17 protein-coding genes are annotated in these 21,066 nt (G+C 56.2%); 8 read left to right on the forward strand and 9 right to left on the reverse strand.

From position 1 onward, the window contains the following. The first annotated feature begins 41 nt into the window (after positions 1–41). The 3 genes from ldtD to AB1748_RS08010 all read left to right on the forward strand — a co-directional run bounded on the left by ldtD (position 42) and on the right by AB1748_RS08010 (position 3,247). Complete coding sequence (ldtD, locus tag AB1748_RS08000) at positions 42–1,853, forward strand: L,D-transpeptidase (protein ID WP_111138799.1); 1,812 nt, start codon at positions 42–44, stop codon at positions 1,851–1,853. A gap of 176 nt (positions 1,854–2,029) precedes the next feature. Then, positions 2,030–2,578 carry a YcbK family protein gene (locus AB1748_RS08005; RefSeq protein ID WP_111138798.1) on the forward strand — a complete coding sequence of 183 codons (549 nt, stop codon included), beginning with the start codon at positions 2,030–2,032 and terminating at the stop codon, positions 2,576–2,578. A gap of 39 nt (positions 2,579–2,617) precedes the next feature. Next, positions 2,618–3,247 (forward strand): MBL fold metallo-hydrolase, encoded by a 630-nt coding sequence (locus tag AB1748_RS08010; protein ID WP_111138797.1) that lies wholly within the window; start codon positions 2,618–2,620, stop codon positions 3,245–3,247. 68 nt (positions 3,248–3,315) lie between these two features. Here the strand turns inward: AB1748_RS08010 and AB1748_RS08015 are convergent, their stop codons facing one another. From AB1748_RS08015 to pncB, 4 genes are all read right to left on the reverse strand, one after another. Further along, on the reverse strand, positions 3,316–4,506 hold the full coding sequence (locus AB1748_RS08015) for an amino acid aminotransferase (RefSeq protein ID WP_111138796.1): 1,191 nt from the start codon (positions 4,504–4,506) through the stop codon (positions 3,316–3,318). A gap of 232 nt (positions 4,507–4,738) precedes the next feature. Next, entirely contained in the window at positions 4,739–5,860 is a 1,122-nt protein-coding gene (gene ompF / locus AB1748_RS08020; protein WP_293773910.1) for a porin OmpF, read from the reverse strand. 300 nt (positions 5,861–6,160) lie between these two features. Further along, positions 6,161–7,561, reverse strand: coding sequence for an asparagine--tRNA ligase (gene asnS / locus AB1748_RS08025; RefSeq protein ID WP_293773912.1), 1,401 nt, complete (start codon positions 7,559–7,561; stop codon positions 6,161–6,163). A gap of 156 nt (positions 7,562–7,717) precedes the next feature. After that, positions 7,718–8,923, reverse strand: coding sequence for a nicotinate phosphoribosyltransferase (gene pncB / locus AB1748_RS08030; RefSeq protein ID WP_111138793.1), 1,206 nt, complete (start codon positions 8,921–8,923; stop codon positions 7,718–7,720). A 243-nt stretch (positions 8,924–9,166) separates the two neighbouring features. Here pncB and pepN point away from each other — a divergent pair, with 243 nt between their 5' ends. Beyond that, positions 9,167–11,782, forward strand: a complete 2,616-nt coding sequence (gene pepN, locus AB1748_RS08035; protein WP_367396219.1) for an aminopeptidase N — start codon at positions 9,167–9,169, stop codon at positions 11,780–11,782. Between the two features lie 41 nt (positions 11,783–11,823). Here the strand turns inward: pepN and ssuB are convergent, their stop codons facing one another. Genes ssuB through ssuE form a run of 5 tightly spaced genes read right to left on the reverse strand, consistent with a single transcriptional unit; the run spans position 11,824 to position 16,085 of the window. After that, positions 11,824–12,612, reverse strand: a complete 789-nt coding sequence (gene ssuB / locus AB1748_RS08040) for an aliphatic sulfonates ABC transporter ATP-binding protein (protein ID WP_111138791.1) — start codon at positions 12,610–12,612, stop codon at positions 11,824–11,826. Next, entirely contained in the window at positions 12,609–13,400 is a 792-nt protein-coding gene (ssuC, locus tag AB1748_RS08045) for an aliphatic sulfonate ABC transporter permease SsuC (protein ID WP_111138790.1), read from the reverse strand. Before ssuC ends, ssuB begins: the two co-directional genes overlap by 4 nt. A gap of 10 nt (positions 13,401–13,410) precedes the next feature. Further along, positions 13,411–14,559 carry an FMNH2-dependent alkanesulfonate monooxygenase gene (ssuD, locus tag AB1748_RS08050; protein ID WP_293773918.1) on the reverse strand — a complete coding sequence of 383 codons (1,149 nt, stop codon included), beginning with the start codon at positions 14,557–14,559 and terminating at the stop codon, positions 13,411–13,413. Positions 14,560–14,568: 9 nt separating this feature from the next. Further along, positions 14,569–15,522, reverse strand: coding sequence for a sulfonate ABC transporter substrate-binding protein (locus tag AB1748_RS08055; RefSeq protein WP_111138788.1), 954 nt, complete (start codon positions 15,520–15,522; stop codon positions 14,569–14,571). Between the two features lie 11 nt (positions 15,523–15,533). Continuing rightward, entirely contained in the window at positions 15,534–16,085 is a 552-nt protein-coding gene (gene ssuE / locus AB1748_RS08060) for an NADPH-dependent FMN reductase (protein ID WP_111138787.1), read from the reverse strand. 748 nt (positions 16,086–16,833) lie between these two features. Between ssuE and AB1748_RS08065 the strand changes: the two genes are divergently transcribed. The 4 genes from AB1748_RS08065 (at position 16,834) to AB1748_RS08080 (ending at position 21,058) form a co-directional block, all read left to right on the forward strand. Beyond that, positions 16,834–17,814: a glycosyltransferase family 2 protein gene (locus AB1748_RS08065; RefSeq protein WP_111138786.1), complete on the forward strand. Its 981-nt coding sequence runs from the start codon at positions 16,834–16,836 to the stop codon at positions 17,812–17,814. A 101-nt stretch (positions 17,815–17,915) separates the two neighbouring features. After that, the gene (locus tag AB1748_RS08070; protein ID WP_111138785.1) at positions 17,916–19,217 is read left to right on the forward strand and encodes a flippase; all 1,302 of its coding nucleotides are present in this window, start codon (positions 17,916–17,918) and stop codon (positions 19,215–19,217) included. A gap of 134 nt (positions 19,218–19,351) precedes the next feature. Beyond that, positions 19,352–20,362 carry a quinone-dependent dihydroorotate dehydrogenase gene (gene pyrD, locus AB1748_RS08075; protein ID WP_367396220.1) on the forward strand — a complete coding sequence of 337 codons (1,011 nt, stop codon included), beginning with the start codon at positions 19,352–19,354 and terminating at the stop codon, positions 20,360–20,362. Between the two features lie 153 nt (positions 20,363–20,515). After that, positions 20,516–21,058, forward strand: coding sequence for a cell division protein ZapC (locus AB1748_RS08080; protein ID WP_111138783.1), 543 nt, complete (start codon positions 20,516–20,518; stop codon positions 21,056–21,058). Positions 21,059–21,066 lie beyond the last annotated feature (8 nt).

Genomic DNA, 21,066 nt, shown 5'->3' on the forward strand with positions numbered 1-21,066 from the left:
TACAGGGAACGCTGCGTAGTTGAGAAGATAAGGGGGCAGGGATGTTGCTGGTAAAAAAGGTTAATCATCATCGCGTTGTATCATTGTTAGCGCTGGCGCTAACCGCTGTTCCATTTACGCTACCACAAGCCGCGATTATCGCTGCACTGCCCGGCAAAACGCATGCGGCACTCTCCGTCACTGAAAGTCAGCAACGTATCCGCCAGGCTTTTTCCGGCGCCGATCAGCCATTCTATCAGGCGCCGCTGGCGGCGCTCTATGCGTCCCGCAATATGCAGCCGCTCTGGCAGGATGCCCAGGCAGTAGAAAAATTTCAGCAGCAGCTGGCTGAGGTGGCGCTGTCTGGCGTTCAGCCGCAGTTCACGCGCTGGATTGAGCGTCTGACTAACCCGGCTATTACCGGCTTTGCGCGGGATGTAACCCTTTCCGATGCGATGCTGGGTTATCTGCAGTTCGTCTCCAGTGTTCCGACCCAGGGGGAAACCTGGCTCTACAGCAATGTTCCTTACCGGCTGACGCAGCCGTCGGTCGCGGTAGTCAATCAGTGGCAGAATGCGGTCAATGCCGGAGCGGCCAGCCACTTTATAACCTCACTGCAGCCGCAGCATCCCCAGTATAAGCTGATGCACGCTGCGCTAAAGACGCTGCTCAGCGACAGACAGCCCTGGCCACAGCTGAAAAGCAGTGAAACGCTGCGTCCGGGTCAGGTCAGCGATGATGTACCGGCACTGCGTGAAATATTGCAGCGCAGCGGCATGTTAACGGCGCAGGTAAATGCACCGGCACCCGATGACGATGCGGTGCCCGTCGCACCCTCGCCGGTAACGCATAGCGACCAGCCGGTGGCGGTCAGCCCTTCTGCTGCGCCGATCAGCAATCTGATTTCCCCTGCACCGCAGTCGCCAGGTAACGTCCGCAGCCAGACACTCGAAGGCAACACGGCCAATATTTACGATGAGACGCTGGTAGCGGCGGTGAAACGTTTTCAGCAGTGGCAGGGACTGGATGGCGATGGCGCTATCGGGGCCAGAACGCGGCAGTGGCTCAACGTCTCTCCGCAGATGCGCGCGTCGTTGCTGGCGCTGAATATTCAGCGACTGCGTCTGCTGCCGGACGATATGCATAACGGCATCATGGTCAACATCCCCAACTATTCGCTGATCTATTACAACAACGGCAATAAAATTCTCTCATCGCGGGTTATCGTCGGCCGTCCCGATCGCAAAACGCCGTTGATGCGCAGCGCGCTGAACAATGTGGTGCTCAATCCGCCGTGGAACGTGCCGACGACGCTGGTGCGCAAAGATATCATTCCTAAAGTGAAGCAGGATCCAACTTACCTCTACAAGCATGGTTATACCCTGCTGTCGGGCTGGAGTGCGGATGCTGAAGTCATCGACCCCAGCATGATCGACTGGCGCATGGTAACCGCCTCCTCGTTTCCTTACCGGCTGATTCAGGCACCGGGTGAAGCCAATGCGCTGGGGCGTTATAAATTCAATATGCCCAGCTCGGATGCCATCTATCTGCACGACACGCCTAACCACAACCTCTTCCAGCGCGATATTCGTGCGCTGAGCTCAGGCTGTGTCCGGGTCAATAAAGCCTCTGAACTGGCGGGTCTGTTGCTGCAGGATGCAGGCTGGAATGATTCCCGCATTTCCAGCACCCTGAAAGAGGGCGATACCCGCTATGTGCCGATTCGCCATCGCATTCCCGTCAATCTTTACTATCTGACAGCGTGGGTCGCAGATGACGGCAAACCCCAGTTCCGTACAGATATTTACAATTATGATGACACGGCGCGTTCGGGCAGCCAGGCGCTGAGCCGGGCAGAGAAATTGCTGCTCTAGTGATTGATTTTGCATCGTTAGCGGTGGAGGGAGAAGAGGCAGCCAGAGGCGATCCTGGTGCGGGTCGCCTCGCAAACTGCTGGTGGATGGGTTGACGCTCCACTGAGAGAAAGTTATGGTTCGGCCTGTGCGCTTTTTGCACATGACTATGGCTTGACTCTCAGGTAATCCGCTACATGTCTACTATTGATTCTTTTCGTCGCAAACTACTGTTATGCGGTAGCGCCGCCGCCGGACTGGCACTCCTGCCAGCTTCTGCCAGGGCCTCACTTTCAACGTCTCGTCCGCGTGTGTTGATGCTCAATAACCTTCACACCGGTGAAACCCTTAAAACTGAATTTTTTAATGGTAAGAGTTACGACAAGGATGAGTTGTCACGATTAAATCACTTCTTCCGGGACTATCGCGCCAACAAAGTAAAAAGTATTGACCCCCATCTGTTTGACCAAATCTTTCGCCTGCAGGCCCTGCTGGGGACGCGTAAACCCATTCAGCTGGTGTCGGGTTATCGCTCTCTGGCCACCAATAATATGCTGCGGGAAAGTGGTCCCGGGGTAGCCAAGCATAGCTATCACACCAAAGGTCAGGCGATGGATTTTCATATTGAAGGGATTTCGTTAGCGAATGTACGCAAAGCGGCGTTATCTCTGCGCGCCGGTGGTGTAGGATATTATCCCCGCAGTAACTTTGTGCACATTGACACCGGGCCGATCAGGCACTGGTAACGACACCGGCAACGCTGCGTGAGCCGGTCATGGAGCGTTATGAATTACCACATTATTCCTGTTACAGCGTTTGCTCAGAACTGTTCCGTTATCTGGTGCGAGACCACGCGTGAAGCCGCGCTGGTCGACCCCGGCGGCGATGCTGAACTGATTAAGCAAACGCTGGAACAGCTTAGTCTTAAACCCGCTCAGATCCTCCTGACGCATGGCCATCTGGATCATGTCGGGGCCGCCGTGGAGCTGGCCGCCTTCTATGATGTTCAGATTGTGGGGCCGCAAAAGCGCGATGCTTTCTGGCTGGAGGCGTTGCCCACGCAGAGCCGGATGTTCGGACTGGAAGAGTGCGCGCCTTTTACCCCCGATCGCTGGCTGGAAGAGGGCGAGAGCGTGCAGGTCGGGCTGACCACGCTGGAGGTGCTGCACTGTCCGGGACACTCGCCCGGGCATGTTGTGTTCTTTGATCGTTTGGGGCGCTTGCTGATCTCCGGTGACGTCATTTTCAATGGCGGCATCGGGCGCACTGACTTCCCGCAGGGCGATCACCAGCAGTTAATCGCGGCTATCCGCAGCAAACTGCTGCCGCTGGGCGATGACGTGACGTTCCTGCCTGGTCACGGCCCAGTCTCTACGCTGGGACATGAACGCATCAGCAACCCTTTCCTGCAGTAAAGCGTCAGCGGTTTTCCTGCCATAAAAAAATGGGCCATCCGGCCCATTTTTTCGTTACGTCGTCTGCGTTACAGCACAGCGACAATCGCTTCACACAGCGCCGACATATTGTCTGGCGTCATGCCCGCCACGTTCACGCGGCCTGAGTTGACGGCATAAACCCCGAACTCTTCCCGCAGGCGGATCACCTGATCTTTGGTTAGGCCGCTGAACGAGAACATACCGTTCTGTCTGATGATAAAGCTGAAGTCGCGCTGTGCACCTTTTTCCGCCAGGGTGTTCACAAACAGCTGGCGCATGCGCTGGATGCGCTGACGCATATCCGACAGCTCCTGCTCCCAGATCGTGCGCAGCGTGTCATTGCCCAGGATCGTGGCGACCACCGCCGCACCATGCGCTGGTGGGTTAGAGTAGTTGGAGCGGATCGTATATTTCACCTGGCTGAACGCGGTATCGGCTACGCCCGCCTCCGCGGCCACCAGCGTGATGGCACCCACACGCTCGTTGTAGAGACCAAAGTTCTTGGAATAAGAGCTGGCGACAATCAGCTCCTGATGTGAGGCGGCAAAGATGCGCAGGCCTTCAGCATCTTCCTCCAGACCACGGGCAAAGCCCTGGTAGGCGAAGTCGAATAACGGCAGCCAGCCCCTGGCCTGTGAAAGCTGCGCCAGCTGTTGCCACTGCTCCGCCGTCGGGTCAATCCCGGTCGGGTTATGGCAGCAGCCGTGGAACAGCACCACATCACCCGGCTGAACCTGCTGCAGCGACGCGATCATCCCTTCAAAGTCCAGCGAATGGGTCTCTGCGTCGTAATAGTGATAGTCGCAGACTTCAAGACCGGCAGCGTGAAACACGTTGTGATGATTCGGCCAGGTCGGATTGCTGATCCAGACCCGCTTCACCGTGGTCTGCGTAGCAAGAAAATCGGCTGCAACACGCAGTGCGCCTGTACCGCCCGGCGTCTGCGCGGTGCGCGCGCGGCTGGCGGTAATCAGGGGGCTCTGGTTGCCGAACAGCAGGGCCTGCGTGCAGCGGGCGAAATCCGCCAGACCATCAATGCTGAGATAGTTTTTTGTGGTTTCGTTTTCCAGCAGGTATTGCTCAGCCTTTTTAACACTGGTCAGCACCGGGGTCTTGCCGGTTTCGTCTTTATAAACGCCGATACCCAGATTGATTTTTTCAGGGCGGTCGTCGGCACGAAACAGATCGGCCAGCCCAAGAATAGGATCGGCGGGTGCAGCAGAGATCGATTCAAACATGTGTCAGGTCCATTAGCGTGAACTTAAGCAAGAGGACTCTCAGGTTAGCGCCCGGCCGGGCAAATGCCAACCGTTTGCGAGACAAATTCCTGCATTTTGCGCTGCAGATGACGAGAGGGTCAAACCAGCGTGAAGAAGCACGGGGGGAAGGTGGTGTAAAACGCGGATATTTCCAATCGCAGCCATAAAAAAACGGGGCCAGAGCCCCGTTTTTCAACATGCTGAAGCAGGATTAGAACTGGTAAACCAGGCCCACACCCACCACGTCGTCTGTGTTCAGATTCAGGCGGTTGTTATCATCCAGCTGGTTGATTTTGTAATCAACGTAGGTAGACATGTTTTTATTGAAGTAGTAAGTCGCGCCAACGTCGAAGTATTTGTACAGGTCAGCATCGCCGATACCTTCGATATCTTTGCCTTTCTGCTGTACGTAAGCCAGGGATGGACGCAGACCGAAGTCGAACTGGTACTGAGCAACTAACTCAATAGTCTGAGTTTTGTTAATGGTGGCATTCGCTGAAGCAGTAGTGTTAGGTGTGGTACCAGGAATGGTAGCGGTAAAGTATGAAGAGTTACGGCCTTCACCATACATTGCTGCCAGGTAAACGTTGTTCGCATCATATTTCAGCGCGGTTGCCCAGTTCTCAGCACGTTTGCCCTGTCCGATTACGTTACCATTGACATCAGTAACACCTGCTGCCTGTGAATCAGTACGGTCGCTGCTGCTGTAAGCACCTACGATACCAACACCGATTGGTGAGGTGTAGCTGGTTGATACGCCCCAGCCGTCGCCGTTAGCACGAGTAGTATCAGTACGGTCATTTTTACCCTGATACTGAACTGCGAAGTCCCAGCCATCAACCAGGCCGAAGAAGTTGGTGTTGCGGTAGGTCAGCAGACCGGTGCTGCGGCCGTTCATGAAGTTGTCTGAGCTGCCCCAGTCACCACCGAACACTGGCAGCATATCGGTCCAGCCGATTGCATCGTAAACCAGACCGTAGTTACGGCCGTAGTCGATTGAGCCGGCATCGCCGAATTTCAGACCGGCAAAGCCCAGACGGGTTTTGTTGCCGTCCTGTGCGTCAGAACCTTCAGAGTTGTTCGCCTGAAGGTTGTATTCCCACTGGCCGTAACCGGTCAGCTGGTCGTTGATCTGGGTTTCGCCTTTGAAGCCAAAGCGAACATAAGAGTTATCGCCGTCATCGCCCGCGTTGTCCGAGAATGTGTGACGTGCGTCGACTTTACCGTACAGGTCCAGTTTGTTGCCGTCTTTGTTATAGATTTCGGCAGCATTGGCGGCGCCGGCGGCTAACAGAGCAGGGATAACCACTGCAAGAATATTGCGCTTCATCATTATTCATTACCCTCATTGGAGTTATTTGTACACCTGCCACTGCCGTCAGGAAATCTTTACGGAACCCTGAGCGAAGTTTGGTGTCTTCCTGTGTCTGCACGCATCTTTCCATCCCCCCCGCCGTAATTCTAGCGCGAAAATGCTACTAAACTCGTAATCTGGTTTCTAAAGGAAAATATGTATTACAAAATGTAAAAAACACGGAACTTTGTGAGACATCTCAAAATTTACAAAAATAAAAAAAGGCCGGCAGTGCCGACCTCTTTATATATATGAATTTCTTATATTTAATGCCGAATCTTAGAAGCTCGCGTTGCGTGGCGTACGTGGGAAGGGGATAACGTCCCTGACATTTTGTACGCCGGTAACATAGGCGATTAAACGTTCAAAGCCCAGGCCGAAACCAGAATGTGGCACGGTACCGTAGCGACGCAGGTCACGATACCACCAGTAATCTTCTTTATTCAGGCCCATCTCTTCCAGACGCGCATCCAGCACATCCAGACGCTCTTCACGCTGTGAACCGCCGATGATCTCACCGATGCCTGGCGCCAGAACATCCATCGCTGCCACGGTTTTGCCATCGTCGTTCAAACGCATATAGAACGCCTTAATGTCTTTCGGATAGTTTTTCACCACCACCGGCGCTTTGAAGTGTTTCTCTGCCAGATAGCGTTCATGTTCAGACGAGAGGTCGATGCCCCAGGAAACCGGGTTTTCGAAGCTCTGACCGCAGTTCATCAGGATGTCGACCGCGTCGGTGTAGTCGACCTGCGCGAAATCGGTGGTGATGAAGCGCTGCAGGCGTTCTACCGCTTCTTTGTCTACGCGCTCGGCGAAGAAGGCCATATCATCGGCGCGCTCTTCCAGAACCGCATTAAAGACATACTTCAGCATGGCTTCCGCCAGGTCAGCCGCATCATCCAGTGAGGCAAACGCAATTTCCGGCTCCAGCATCCAGAATTCCGCCAGGTGACGGCTGGTGTTGGAGTTCTCTGCACGGAACGTCGGGCCGAAAGTGTAGATTTTCGACAGGGCGCTGGCGTAGGTTTCGCCATTGAGCTGACCCGACACGGTCAGGAACGCCTCTTTACCAAAGAAATCTTCGCTGAAGTCAACATGGCCCTGATCGTTACGCGGCAGGTTTTCCAGATCCAGCGTGGAAACACGGAACATTTCGCCAGCGCCTTCGGTATCGGAGGCAGTAATCAGCGGGGTAGAGACCCAGAAATAGCCGTTCTCATGGAAGAAGCGATGCAGCGCCTGCGCCAGCGTATGACGAACGCGGGCGACCGCACCGATCAGGTTGGTGCGCGGACGCAGGTGCGCCACTTCGCGCAGGTATTCGATGCTGTGGCGTTTCGCCGCCATCGGATAGCTGTCGGGATCTTCGACCCAGCCCACCACCTCCAGGCTGGTCGCCTGAATCTCAAAAGCCTGGCCCTGACCCGGCGAGGCCACCACTTTACCGGTGACGATAACGGAACAGCCCGTGGTCAGACGCAGCACTTCATCCTGATAATTATTCAGAGAATTATTGACGACAGCCTGAACGGGATTAAAGCAGGAGCCATCATAGACGGCGATGAAGGAAAGACCGGCTTTTGAATCTCTTCGGGTACGCACCCAACCACGTACGGTGACTTCACTGTCAACCGCGACGCGACCGTGCAGTACATCCGCTACAGGCACTACGCTCATAAATATCTCTCTATATAGAAGAAGTGAGTAAAAAGTTGCCCCATCCGGGGTTTTGCTATGTTACTTGCGAGTCTTCAGGAAACAAGCAAAATTCAGGGGGAAAGCGGATTTATTACAGCAGAGGCGGGGCGCATCAACGCCCCGATTAAGAGGGATTCAGCTCGCTTTTTTCACCAGTGGCAGATCAAAGGCTTTGCGCAGGGCGCGGACAAAGGCTTTATCCTGGCAGATCGTTTTACCCGGACTGTCTGAGAGTTTCGCGACCGGCTTGCCGTTGCACTGCACCAGTTTGATCACGATATTCAGCGGCGTCACGCCCGGAATGTCGCAGGTCAGGCGGGTGCCGATGCCGAACACCACGTTGGTTCGCTGACCAAAATGACGATAGAGCGCCAGCGCTTTGTCGAGGTTCAGGTTGTCTGAAAAAACCAGGTTTTTGCTGAGGGGATCGATACCGAGTTTCCGGTAGTGGGCGAGCGCTTTCTCTCCCCATTCGACCGGATCGCCGGAGTCGTGGCGCAGGCCCTGATAGCGACGGGCGAAGTGCGGCCCGAAATCACGCAGGAAGGCATCCATCGCAATACAGTCCGTCAGGGCGATACCCAGCTGGTCATCATACTCATCGAGCCAGGCCTGCAGCGCCGCACGCTGGCTGTTGGCCAGCACCGGGCTGATCTGCTGAAACGCCTGAAACCACTCATGCGCCTGGGTGCCCACCGGCGTCAGCGACAGACGACGGGCCAGATCATAGTTACTGGTGCCAATCAGCCACGGAAAATCCTGTTTCAGCGTGGAGACGATCGCCTCCTGCACATCCTGCGAATAGCGGCGACGGGTGCCGAAATCCATCAGGCGGAAGCGTGACATATCGAGATCAGCGACCTCGGTTTTAAAGGCGCTGAGTTTCTGGTGCAGATGGTCGACAGCCTGCTGAGTAGTGACCTGCGGCGTGCGATGACGATGCACAATCTCGCTGATCAGCGCCAGTAACGGCACCTCCCACATAATCACTTCACGCCACGGCCCCTGGATGCGGATATCCAGCATGCCGTGGTGATTGCGTACTTCAACCTGCTCCGGGTTATAACGAAACTGGCGCAGCCAGTGAAGATAATCCTGACGGAAAAAGGGAAGATGAGACAGCCAGGTCGCTTCTTCGTCAGTCAGCGCCAGGTCCTGCATTGTGGTGATCGCGTCACGAATGTCGTCAGCGTAGAGACCCAGCTGTTCGTCGCCGCGGCAGCGAAACTCCGCCTTCACCGTGACGTCATGATAACGGTGAAAAACGGCCTGCTGCATATGGAGCTTGTAGGCATCCGTATCCAGCAGCGAGGTCAGTATCGGGGAAGCATGTCCTGTCATGGCGCGTTTCAGCATCCTGTTCGGTGGCGCAGAGCCCGGTGTTGTACACAGTCATAAAGACGCGGAAGTATAATTCACTATCTGAAGCCGATCACAGCATATTTCAGTCGGAGAGGTCGAGGCCAATCTGTGCCTTTGTTAACAAACTGTAGCCATTTAGTCATTCCGGTGCTTTGTGCGTGGCAAGCTTGTAGTAACAAGCTTAGACTTTGCCGGTAAACTTATAACAACGCGAGACGCAATATGACGCAACAGCCCCAAATTAAGTATCGCCACGACTATCGTGCGCCCGATTACACCATTACTGACATCGATTTAACCTTTGAGCTGGATGCGTCGACCACGCTGGTCACGGCCATCAGCCAGGTTAAACGACTGGGCGACAGCCAGGCTGAGCTGCGTCTGGACGGCGAAGATTTAACGCTGATTGCGCTGGAGATCGACGGGCAGCCCTGGACCGCCTTCCGGGAAGAAGAGGGCGCGCTGATCATCAGCCAGCTGCCGGACAGCTTCACCCTGAAAATCGTCAACGAAATTCACCCGGACCAGAACACCGCGCTGGAAGGGCTCTATAAATCGGGCGAGGCGCTCTGCACCCAGTGCGAGGCGGAGGGCTTCCGTCATATTACCTGGTATCTCGATCGGCCGGACGTCCTGGCCCGCTTCACCACCACGATTTATGCCGACGGTAAGCGCTATCCGTTCCTGCTCTCCAACGGCAACCGGATCGACAGCGGCCGCGATGAGCAGGGCCGCAGCTGGGTGAAGTGGGAAGATCCGTTCCCGAAACCCTGCTACCTGTTTGCGCTGGTGGCCGGCGATTTCGACGTACTGCGCGACAGCTTCACCACCCGTTCAGGCCGTGATGTGGCCCTGGAGATCTTCGTCGATCGCGGCAACCTGGATCGTGCGGACTGGGCGATGACCTCACTGAAAAACAGCATGAAGTGGGATGAAGAGCGTTTCGGCCTGGAGTATGACCTCGACATCTTTATGATTGTGGCGGTCGACTTCTTCAATATGGGCGCAATGGAGAACAAAGGGCTGAACGTCTTCAATGCCAAATATGTGCTGGCGAAAGCGGAGACGGCGACGGATAAAGATTATCTGGGGATCGAAGCGGTCATCGGCCACGAATATTTCCACAACTGGACCGGCAACCGCGTGACCTGCCGTGACTGGTTCCAGCTCAGCCTGAAAGAGGGGCTGACGGTGTTCCGCGATCAGGAATTCAGTTCCGACCTGGGTTCACGCGCGGTCAACCGCATCGACAACGTGCGTATCGTGCGCGGTGCGCAGTTCGCCGAAGATGCCAGCCCGATGGCGCACCCGATCCGTCCGGATCAGGTTATGGAGATGAACAACTTCTACACCCTGACGGTGTATGAGAAAGGATCGGAAGTGATCCGCATGATGCATACCCTGCTGGGCGAAGCGAACTTCCAGAAGGGCATGAAGCTCTACTTTGATCGTCATGACGGCAGTGCCGCCACCTGTGATGATTTTGTGCAGGCGATGGAAGATGCCTCTAACGTTGACCTGTCACAGTTCCGCCGCTGGTACAGCCAGTCCGGGACGCCTGTGCTGACGGTGCGCGACGACTATAACCCGGAGCTGGAGCAGTATACGCTGCACGTCACGCAGCACACCCCGGCGACCGCCGATCAGAAAGAGAAGCTGCCGCTGCATATTCCACTGGATATCGAACTCTATGACGGCGAAGGCAAGGTGATCCCGCTGCAGAATAACGGGCATCCAGTCTCTTCGGTGCTGAATGTCACCGAGGAGTTCCAGACCTTTATCTTCGACAACGTCTACTTCCAGCCGGTGCCGTCGCTGCTGCGCGAATTTTCTGCACCGGTGAAGCTCGACTATAAATGGAGCGATGCCCAGCTGACCTTCCTGATGCGCCACGCCCGCAATGATTTCTCCCGCTGGGATGCGGCGCAGAGCCTGCTGGCAACCTATATCCGTCTCAACGTCGCCCGCTATCAGCAGGGCCAGCATCTGTCGCTGCCGCTGCATGTGGCCGACGCCTTCCGGGCGGTGCTGCTCGATGCCGACAGCGATCCGGCGCTGACCGCGCTGATCCTGACGCTGCCGTCAGAGAACGAAATTGCCGAACTGTTCGATACTATCGATCCGCAGGCAATTGCGCTGGTGCGTGATGCGCTGCAGCGTACGCTGGCCCGCGAACTGGCCGATGAGTTCTATGCTATCTACAACGCCTGTCAGCAGCCTGAATACCGTGTGGAACATCAGGCGATCGGCCAGCGCAGCCTGAAAAATGTCTGCCTGACCTATCTGGCTTTCAGCGATGCGCAGCTGGCGGATAAGCTGGTGCAGACGCAGTATGAGCAGGCAACTAACATGACTGATGCGCTGGCGGCGCTTTCGGCGGCTGTGGCGGCACAGCTGCCGTGTCGTGACGCGCTGCTGGCGGCGTATGATGAGCGCTGGCATCAGGATGGTCTGGTGATGGATAAGTGGTTTGTGCTGCAGGCGACCAGCCCGGCCGCGAACGTGATGCGTAACGTGCGTAATCTGCTGAACCATCGCTCCTTTACCATGAGCAATCCAAACCGCGTTCGCTCGCTGATTGGTGCGTTTGCCTCCGCTAACCCGGCCGCGTTCCATGCCCGGGATGGCAGCGGCTATAAGTTCCTGGTCGAGATGCTCACCGATCTCAACAGCCGCAACCCGCAGGTCGCGGCGCGGATGGTGGAGCCGCTGATCCGTCTGAAACGTTACGATGAAGAGCGTCAGGCGCTGATGCGTCAGGCGCTGGAGCAGCTGCTGGCGCTGGATAAGCTCTCCGGTGACCTCTACGAGAAAATCAGCCGGGCTCTGAACGCCTGATAGCAGAAAGGCGGAGCGTCTGAGACGGCCTCCGCCTTTTTTTAGCGCTGCTGCGCGTAACGTACCGGCGATACCGGCGCCGTACGCTGCATCACCCGTTCCAGCACCTCCGCCTCCAGCTCGGCCAGCCGCGCCGACCCACGTCGCCGTGGGCGTGGCAGATCCACCTGCAGATCCAGCCCGATCTCACCCTCTTCGATCAACAGGACACGATCCGCCATCATGACGGCTTCGCTGACATCGTGCGTGACCAGCAGCACGGTGAAGTGGTGCTGCTGCCACAGTGACTCGATCAGCCCCTGCATTTCAATGCGCGTCAGGGCATCCAGTGCCCCCAGCGGTTCATCCAGCAGCAAGAGACCCGGCCGATGGATCAGGGCTCTGGCCAGGGCCACGCGCTGTTTCTGGCCGCCGGAGAGCGCGGCGGGCCACTCGTCGGCCCGATCCGCCAGTCCTACCGCCGACAGCGCCGCCATCGCCGCGCTGCGCCATTCGCGTCCGCGCAGGCCAAGCCCGACATTGTCGATCACCTTTTTCCACGGCAGCAGTCGCGCATCCTGAAACATCAGACGGGTATCGTCACGCGCCGACGCCAGCGGCGCATTGCCCGCCAGCAGTTCACCGCCCGTACTCTGCTCCAGCCCGGCCAGCAGGCGCAGCAGGGTACTTTTGCCGCAGCCACTGCGACCCACCACCGCCACAAACTGACCGGAAGGAATATGCAGGTCGATGCTGTTGAGAATGGTGCGATTGCCGTAGCGTTTACTGACGCCGTTCACGCCAACCGGCGTGCCGCTGTTCAGGCGGGCCGGTGAGAAAGTCTGGCTCATGCGTTCTCCTCCTTCAGTTGATAAGCGGGATGCCAGCGCAGCCAGACACGTTCCAGCAGCAGTGCGGCGACATCTGCCAGTTTGCCGAGCAGGGCATAGAGAATAATGGCGACGACGACCACGTCGGTCTGCAGAAACTCACGGGCGTTCATGGCCAGATAGCCGATCCCCGCATTCGCCGAGATCGTCTCGGCGACAATCAGCGTCAGCCACATCAGCCCCAGCGCAAAACGCACCCCCACCATGATGTTGGGCAGCGCACCGGGCAGGATCACCTGAATAAACAGGCTCCAGCCGGAAAGCCCGTAGCTGCGCGCCATCTCGACCAGCCCGCGATCGATATTACGGATGCCGTGATAGGTGTTGAGATAGATGGGGAACAGGGTACCCAGCGCCACCAGAAAAATTTTGGCCGACTCATCAATGCCGAACCAGAGGATCACCAGCGGGATCAGGGCCAGGTGCGGCACATTGCGCAGCATCTGTACCGAGGTGTCCAGCAGGCGCTCACCGGTTCTGGAGGTGCCGGTAATCAGGCCGAGCACCAGACCAATCGAACCGCCGATGCTGAAGCCAATCAGCGCCCGCCAGCTGCTGATGGCCAGATGCTGCCAGAGCTCACCGCTGGCAGTCAGTTGCCAGAAGGTGGTCACGATTTTCTCCGGCGCGGGCAGAATACGGTTCGATAACCAGCCGGTCTGCGAAGCGATTTGCCACACCACGACCAGCACTATCGGCAGCAGCCACGGCACCAGCGTATCGGCAAGGCGTTTTCGGGTTCTGGCCATTCTCCTCTCCTTAGCCGCGGGCGACTTTTTTCTCAGGGGTGAAATCGTTGGCGACCGCTTCACCGTGCGCCTGAACCACGCGCGGCTGTGGCACCAGCGGAACCTGCAGATCAAGATGCGGGAACAGCAGTTCGCCGACGCGGTAAGCCTCTTCCAGATGCGGATAGCCGGAGAGGATAAAGGTTTCGATGCCCAGTGCTTCATACTCCTTAATGCGGGCGGCGACGGTCGGGCCATCGCCAACCAGTGCCGTGCCGGCGCCGCTGCGCACCAGTCCCACGCCTGCCCAGAGGTTCGGGCTGATCTCCAGTTTGTCGCGGCGGCCGCCATGCAGCGCGGCCATCCGGCGCTGACCCACAGAGTCTGCCCGCTGGAACGCCGCCTGCGCCTTCGCGATAGTGGCGTCATCGACATTGGCAATCAGCCGGTCGGCGGCCTGCCAGGCCTCTTCATTGGTTTCCCGCACAATCACATGCAGCCGGATACCGAAGCGTACCGTCCGGCCCTGCGCCGCCGCTTTAGCACGCACCTGATCAATCTTCTCTTTGACCTGGGCAGGGGGTTCGCCCCAGGTGAGGTAGACATCCACCTGTTCCGCTGCCAGCTCCTGCGCCGGTTCAGACGATCCGCCGAACCAGAGCGGCGGCCGAGGCTGCTGAACAGGCCTGAACATCAGGCGCGCGCCGCGAACCTTCACATGTTTGCCTTCGTAATCGACGGTTTCGCCTTCCAGCACCCGGCGCCAGACGCGGGTAAATTCTGCCGACTCCGCATAACGCTCGCGGTGATCGAGGAACACCCCGTCACCGGCCAGCTCTTCCGGATCGCCGCCGGTGACCAGATTGAACAACGCCCGGCCGTTCGAGAGGCGATCCAGGGTCGCGGCCTGGCGCGCCGCCTGGGTCGGTGAAATTACGCCAGGGCGCAGCGCCACCAGGAAGCGCAGACGCTGCGTCACCGGGATCAGCGAGGCGGCAACCAGCCACGCATCTTCGCAGGAGCGGCCGGTGGGGATCAGGACGCCACCAAAGCCAAGACGGTCAGCGGCCTGGGCCACCTGTTGCAGATAGGCGTGGTCAACCGGACGTGCGCCTTCGGCGGTGCCAAGATAGTGGCCGTCGCCATGCGTCGGCAGAAACCAGAAAATGGAAACGCTCATTGTTGCTCCTTATTTCGTCAGGGTATGCGGTTGCCAGAGTCGATCCTGGATCGTCACTTTTACGGGCAACAGATGATTGGCATAGAAAAGGTCAGCGGTGCGCTGCTGCGCCGCGGCGGTTTCGGCACTGACCGGTGAAATCCGGGTCGGCGGCCGGTGGCTGAGATAGCTGGCGATGACCGGTTCAGGCAGGCCCATCGCCTGCGCCAGCAGCGTGATGCTCTGCTGCGGCTGGCTGATTGTCAGCGCGTCGGCCTCGCTGAAGGTGTTGAGCACCTTCTGGATAAATGCACCGTGCGCCTCGGCATAGCTGCGGGTCGCCAGATAGAAGGAGCCGGTCAGGTTGAGTGAGCTGCCATCCGTCAGCAGGCGCGAATTGCCCTGCAGCAGGACTGAAGAGTAGTAGGGGTCCCAGATCGCCCAGGCATCCACGTTACCCTGCTGGAAGGCGGCGCGGGCATCGGCTGGCGTCAGATAGACCGGCGTGATGTCTTTAAAGCTCAGACCCGCCTGCTGCAGGGCGCGCAGCAGTAAGTTGTGAGAGCTGGAGCCCTTCTGGAATGCCACTTTCTTCCCTTTCAGGTCGGCGACCTGTTTCAGGGGGCTGCTTTTCGGCACCAGAATCACTTCAGCTTTGGGTTTGGGCGGCTCCGAGCCGACATAGAGCAGATCCGCGCCTGCGGCCTGCGCAAACAGCGGCGGCAGATCGCCGGTACTGCCGAGATCGATGCTGTTAACGTTCAGCGCTTCCAGCATCTGCGGCCCCGCAGGGAACTCAATCCACTTAATCTGCGTATGGGGGAAACGTGTCTCCAGCAGATGGTGCGACTTTGCCAGCACCATGCTGACAGACCCCTTCTGATAACCGATGCGAATCTCTGCCGGATCGGATTCGGCGGCCTGAACCTGAAGGCCAGCCAGTAACAGCCCCGCGACCAGCCACTTTCCTAATCTCTGCTTCATGACGCTCTTCCTTATACCGCCTGCGCGACGGGGTAGTGGTGACGGGTCAGTGCCTGCCAGAAATCGGCGACGGCTTCATCCAGCCGCTGGGACAGCGCTTCCTGCAGCTCGGGCTGACGGTCGTAGTGATGAATCTGGTGATCCCCGGCGTAGACGCCATGCAGGATCTCCTGTGCCTTTAATGCGTTAAGTACCGGCTTCAGGGCATAGTCCATCGCCAGCATATGGCCGGCACTGCCGCCGCTGGCCAGCGGTAACACCACTTTATGTTCCAGGGCGCGCTCAGGCAGCAGGTCGAGCAGCGTCTTCAGCGCACCTGAAAATGAGGCTTTGTAGATTGGGGTTGCCACGATCAGACCCTCGGCCGACGCCAGGTCTTCACGCAGCGCCAGCAGCGCAGGGGCATCGAAGCGCGCATTGATCAGATCGTCCGGCTGGAAGTTATGAATATTCCAGGGAATGACCTCAACGCCCAGGGCCTCAAGCCTGTGCTGACAGATTGTCAGTAGCGAGGTTGAGCGGGAAGGGAATCGTGGGCTGCCTGCCAGCGTAATAACTCGCATCATTACTCCTTATAACTAAAAGTTATTGATTATCAAATGTTGAGAACTAATGTCCTCATACTGTCAGAGCTGTGGAGTGGGCTTAAATGATTTATCCGGCAAAGCAAGGGTGAAATGTGGAAATAGAGGCGGCAGGGTCTGAAAGGCAATTTTTCGCTTCCGATTATTCTTAAATCAGGCACAGGCAGGCGGGGGATTCATTAAAAGCATTGATATGAGATGCTTTTAATCAGCCCCGGGTGAAAAAAACGCGTTTTTGTCTGATTGCTTAATGCTTTATTTCGGATGCAGAAAGCGAATAAAACGAAGCGGCTGAAAAAAAGAGGCCAGTCAGGCAGCCGGAAATCAGCAACGGTGTGAAGATAACGAGAGAATATTGAGATAAATCGCAGAACGCATACTGTAATAAAAATGAAGGAATAGTGAATTTTTTCACCTTTTCAGATGTTCGCTTACGCTTTTCGCCATCTGGTTACAACTGCCTTGTCAGGCTATTTTAAATCGAACCTCAACGCTTTTAACATTATTTTGAGTTATAGATGCACTTTGGTTAACAGTGATCCGCCTGTGACGGGTTAAAAGATTTTTTACGGCTGGTCTTTTTTTGGATAACCGGTTTAAGATAATCAGGCTCAATTCAGTCAGTCATAATAACAGAGCCGTACTCTTTTCGACGTTTCGCCTCGGGTCAGGTCCTGCATCTGGCAGGTGAATCGTATTGTCATTTTCTAACAGCAGAGAATTGCACATGTCTGACATCCTGTTATCCGTTATTATTCCCACTTACAACGTTGAGAAATATATTGTTGAGTGTGTCGATTCATTATTACGCCAGGTTAAAGCGCCCAATGAAATCCTCATTGTGAATGACGGTTCCACCGACAGCACGCTGGCTCTGCTTGAACAGAATTATGCACATCTGCCTCAGGTGAAAATAATTACAACGGAAAACGCCGGTGCCGGTCATGCCCGTGATGTGGGGATTGAGGCGGCCAGCGGTCAGTTCCTGTTCTTCTGCGACCCGGATGATGTGGTAACGGACGGCCTGGTCACTGAACTGGCGATTGTTGCGGAAAAGCACCCTGAAACGGACCTGTTCTGCTTCAACTCCTCTGTCTATCGTGACGGTCAGATCGATGTCACTTCGCCAAAAGTGCGGCACGATATCTTTGGTCAGCAAAAGCCGCAGGAGGTCCTGTTACACCTGCTGCGAAACGGCAGATACACGTCGGCGGCCTGGAGTTATATCGTCAGTAAGCGGGTTGTTGAACAGCACAAATTACGCTTTGTGAAACGCGTGCATGAAGATCATAATTTTACCCTGTCCGCGTTTATCAAAAGTCAGCAGGCCTGGGTCAGTCGCCATGTCTATTATAAGCAGCGCATTCGTCACGGCTCACTCACCAACAGTACCAAAAGTAATGAGTTTTTTTACCAGCGTTATGATGCTTTTATGCACGCCTGGAATACCTTAACCGGTTCGCAGGTGAAATCTGCGTGGCGCAGTCAGCTGGAAAAAGCCTATTTAGTGCACTCATTTCGCCTGATGATCTATTTATCGCTCTATAACGGCACGCCGGTACCGGAATATGTGATTAACGCCATCCGCTTTATGGGGCAGAATGTGAAAACAGAGAACTTCAAAGAGTGGCTACTGTTCAACCGCCCTGAACTGTTTATTACACTGCAGCACTATAAAGTCAAAAAAGAGCTGAAACGCGCCGCCTGATTCTGAAAATCAGCCTGATTCTGAAAAGTGTGAAGCAATATTGTTTATGCCTTTGCGAAATGAGAAGGTGAGACATGCAATGTGTATAAGGTTGTTGCGTCATGGCAAAAGTTCTTGATAAAAGTCTGGTAATTAATATTTTCTCGCTGCTGGCTTATCGCGGCGCGTCGTTCCTGTTTCCGCTGGCCACGCTGCCTTATCTTGCCCGCGTTCTGGGGGTTGAGCAGATGGGTACGCTGGCGCTGGCCATCGCCTGTGTGCTCTATTGCAGTACCATCTCAGACTGGGGATTCAATGTCTTTACAACCAAAGATATTGCTCACCATCGTGATGATAAAGAGCGGGTCAGTCAGCTCTTCTGGTCAACGTTCAACGCCAAGCTGATGCTGCTGGTGCTCACCAGCGGCACGCTGCTGACCGCGACCTGGTTCAATCCTGCCTGGCATCCGCTGTTCTTTATTATCCTGGCGAACTGCACCACGCTGATTGGTTCACTCTTCTCCTTCGGCTGGCTGATGCAGGGTTTTGAGAAGCTGGGCAAGACGGCAATGATCGCCACCTTCGGCAACTTCTGCGCCATTCCTCTGACCTTTCTGCTGGTTAAATCGCCGCAGGATACGTGGCTGGCCGCGCTGATCCCGGGCACGGTTTCGATCATCAGCGCCGCAATTACCCTGAAATTCGTGCTGGAGATGAAGGTCATTGGCCGCTATCGCTTCGAACCGCGCGAAATTAAGCAGCGTATCACCGACAGCCTGGATGTCTTTATCGCCATTGCCGGTGCAAACCTGTTCAACAGCGTCAACGTGGTGATCCTCGCTTCCTTTACATCGACCTATATGGTCGGGATCTACAACGGTGCAGACCGTCTGCGTAAAGCAGCGAACTCGGTACCCGAGCAGATCGGCAGCGCCTTCTTCCCGCGCGTCAGCCACCTCTTCGGCCGGGATAAACGTGCTGCGATAGCGGCGACCCGAAAAAGCCTGATGCTCTCGTTCGGGCTGAGTCTGTCGATCGTGATCTTCACCTGGGTCTTTGCCGACCTTGTGGTCTCTATCCTGCTGGGTAAAGACTTTATTCCGTCGGCAGATGTGCTGCGCGTCTTTGTGCTCTGCTTCCTGTTCGGCAACGTCGCTTATCCGGCTGGCTTACAGATCCTGATCCCTCATGGCCTGGCTCGCCAGCGTATGTGGGTCATGATGGCCGCAGGCGTGATTAACGTGCCGCTATGCTGTTTCCTGGCGTGGAAGTTCGGGGCGATCGGTGCGGCATGGTCGATGGTCGGCGCGGAAGCCTTTGTCTGCTTCGGTATCTTTGCCATCATGCATCGTCACGGCATCCTGCGGGAATACCTGTTTCCCTCTGAGGTGAAAAGCCAGCCGGTAAACGATTCCGCCGCGTAAGATCAAAGCAATTTACGTTAAGTTTCACTATCCCCGCAGTTCGATTTACTTTTGCGCCAGAGCACTTTACCATTCTGGCGCACAATTTCCCGTGCACCGACTTTAACGATTGCTTCCGTCTTTCAGGAGAGTGCATGTTTTATCCTATCGTCCGACCGGCGCTGTTTAAACTCGACCCTGAGCGCGCGCACGAACTCACCTTTCAGCAGCTGCGTTTCATGAACGGCACGCCGCTGGAACTGTTCTATCGCCAGAATCTTCCGTCACGTCCCGTCACCTGCATGGGGCTGACCTTTAAAAATGCGCTTGGCCTGGCCGCGGGTCTGGATAAGAACGCCGAATGCATTGATGCCTTTGCGGCGATGGGCTTTGGTTTCATCGAAGTCGGCACCGTGACACCCCGTGCGCAGGCGGGGAATGATAAGCCGCGAATGTTCCGGCTGGTTGAAGCTGGCGGCATTATTAACCGGATGGGATTCAATAATCTGGGCGTTGATCATCTGGTTGAGAATGTGAAGAAAGCGCGTTTTAACGGTGTGCTGGGAATCAATATCGGCAAAAATAAAGATACGCCGGTCGAGCAGGGAAAAGAGGATTATCTGATCTGCATGGAAAAGGTCTATGCCCATGCTGGTTATATCGCCATCAATATCTCCTCACCCAACACCCCGGGCCTGCGTTCACTGCAATATGGTGAGGCGCTCGACGATCTGCTCGCGTCCATTAAGCAGAAACAAAAAGAGCTGGAGCAGCGTCATCTTAAATATGTTCCGGTGGCCGTAAAAATCGCGCCCGATCTCTCGGAAGAGGAGTTAATTCAGGTCGCGGACAGTTTAGCTCGCCATCAGATTGACGGCGTGATTGCCTGCAACACCACGCTGGATCGTTCGCTGGTGAGCGGTCTCAGGCATGCGCAGGAAGAGGGTGGGCTGAGCGGGCGGCCAGTCCACTCGCGCAGCACCGCGGTCATTCAGCGCCTCTCTCAGGAATTGCAGGACCGTCTGCCGATCATCGGCGTGGGCGGCATTGACTCACTGACCGCCGCACGGGAAAAAATTGCCGCAGGCGCAACGCTGGTTCAGATTTATTCGGGCTTTATTTATCAGGGGCCAGGATTAATTAAAGACATCGTCACCCACCTATAAGACAATTCTCACAATGACGGGCCGGGGGGTTTATTTCTCCTCCTGGCTCGTTTATATTTTGTCCTGTTGCACGCTTTTTCAGCTTTTTCCTTATATTTCTTTTTCGCTGAATTCTGCGCGATGTCTGGCGCAGCGGTAAATACAGGGCACAGGATGAACATTAAACCCGACGATAACTGGCGCTGGTATTTCGACAGCAGCCACGACCGAATGATGCTCGATCTGGCAGACGGTATGCTTTTTCGTTCCCGCTATTCCCGCAAGATGCTGACGCCGGATGCTTTCAGCGACACCGGCTTTTGTGTCGATGATGCCGCCCTCTATTACACCTTTGACGAAACCTGCCGGCAGTGCAGACTCAGCGGCAGCCATCGTGCGGAGCTGGTGCTGAATGCGCTGGTCGCCGCCCGCTTCCTGAAACCGCTGATGCCTAAAAGCTGGCACTTTGCCGCCTACGCCCCGGCGATGCAGCCGCGCGCCGGTGAAATGGTGCAGGTCACGCTGGCCGACGAGGGCGAGCAGGCCCGGTTGCTGGTGGTGGAGAGTGGTCATAACGCCGCGCTCTGCCTGCTGGCGCAGCCGGAGTTAATGCTGGCCGGTAAAAATATGGTGCTCGGCGACGCCATCAAGGTGATGAACGATCGCCTGCAGCCCTGGTATGAGGATGCCGCGCCGCGCTATGCCCGGGCGGTCTGATTATCGCC

Source organism: Pantoea sp. Ep11b (genome assembly GCF_040783975.1).
Lineage (GTDB): Bacteria > Pseudomonadota > Gammaproteobacteria > Enterobacterales > Enterobacteriaceae > Pantoea.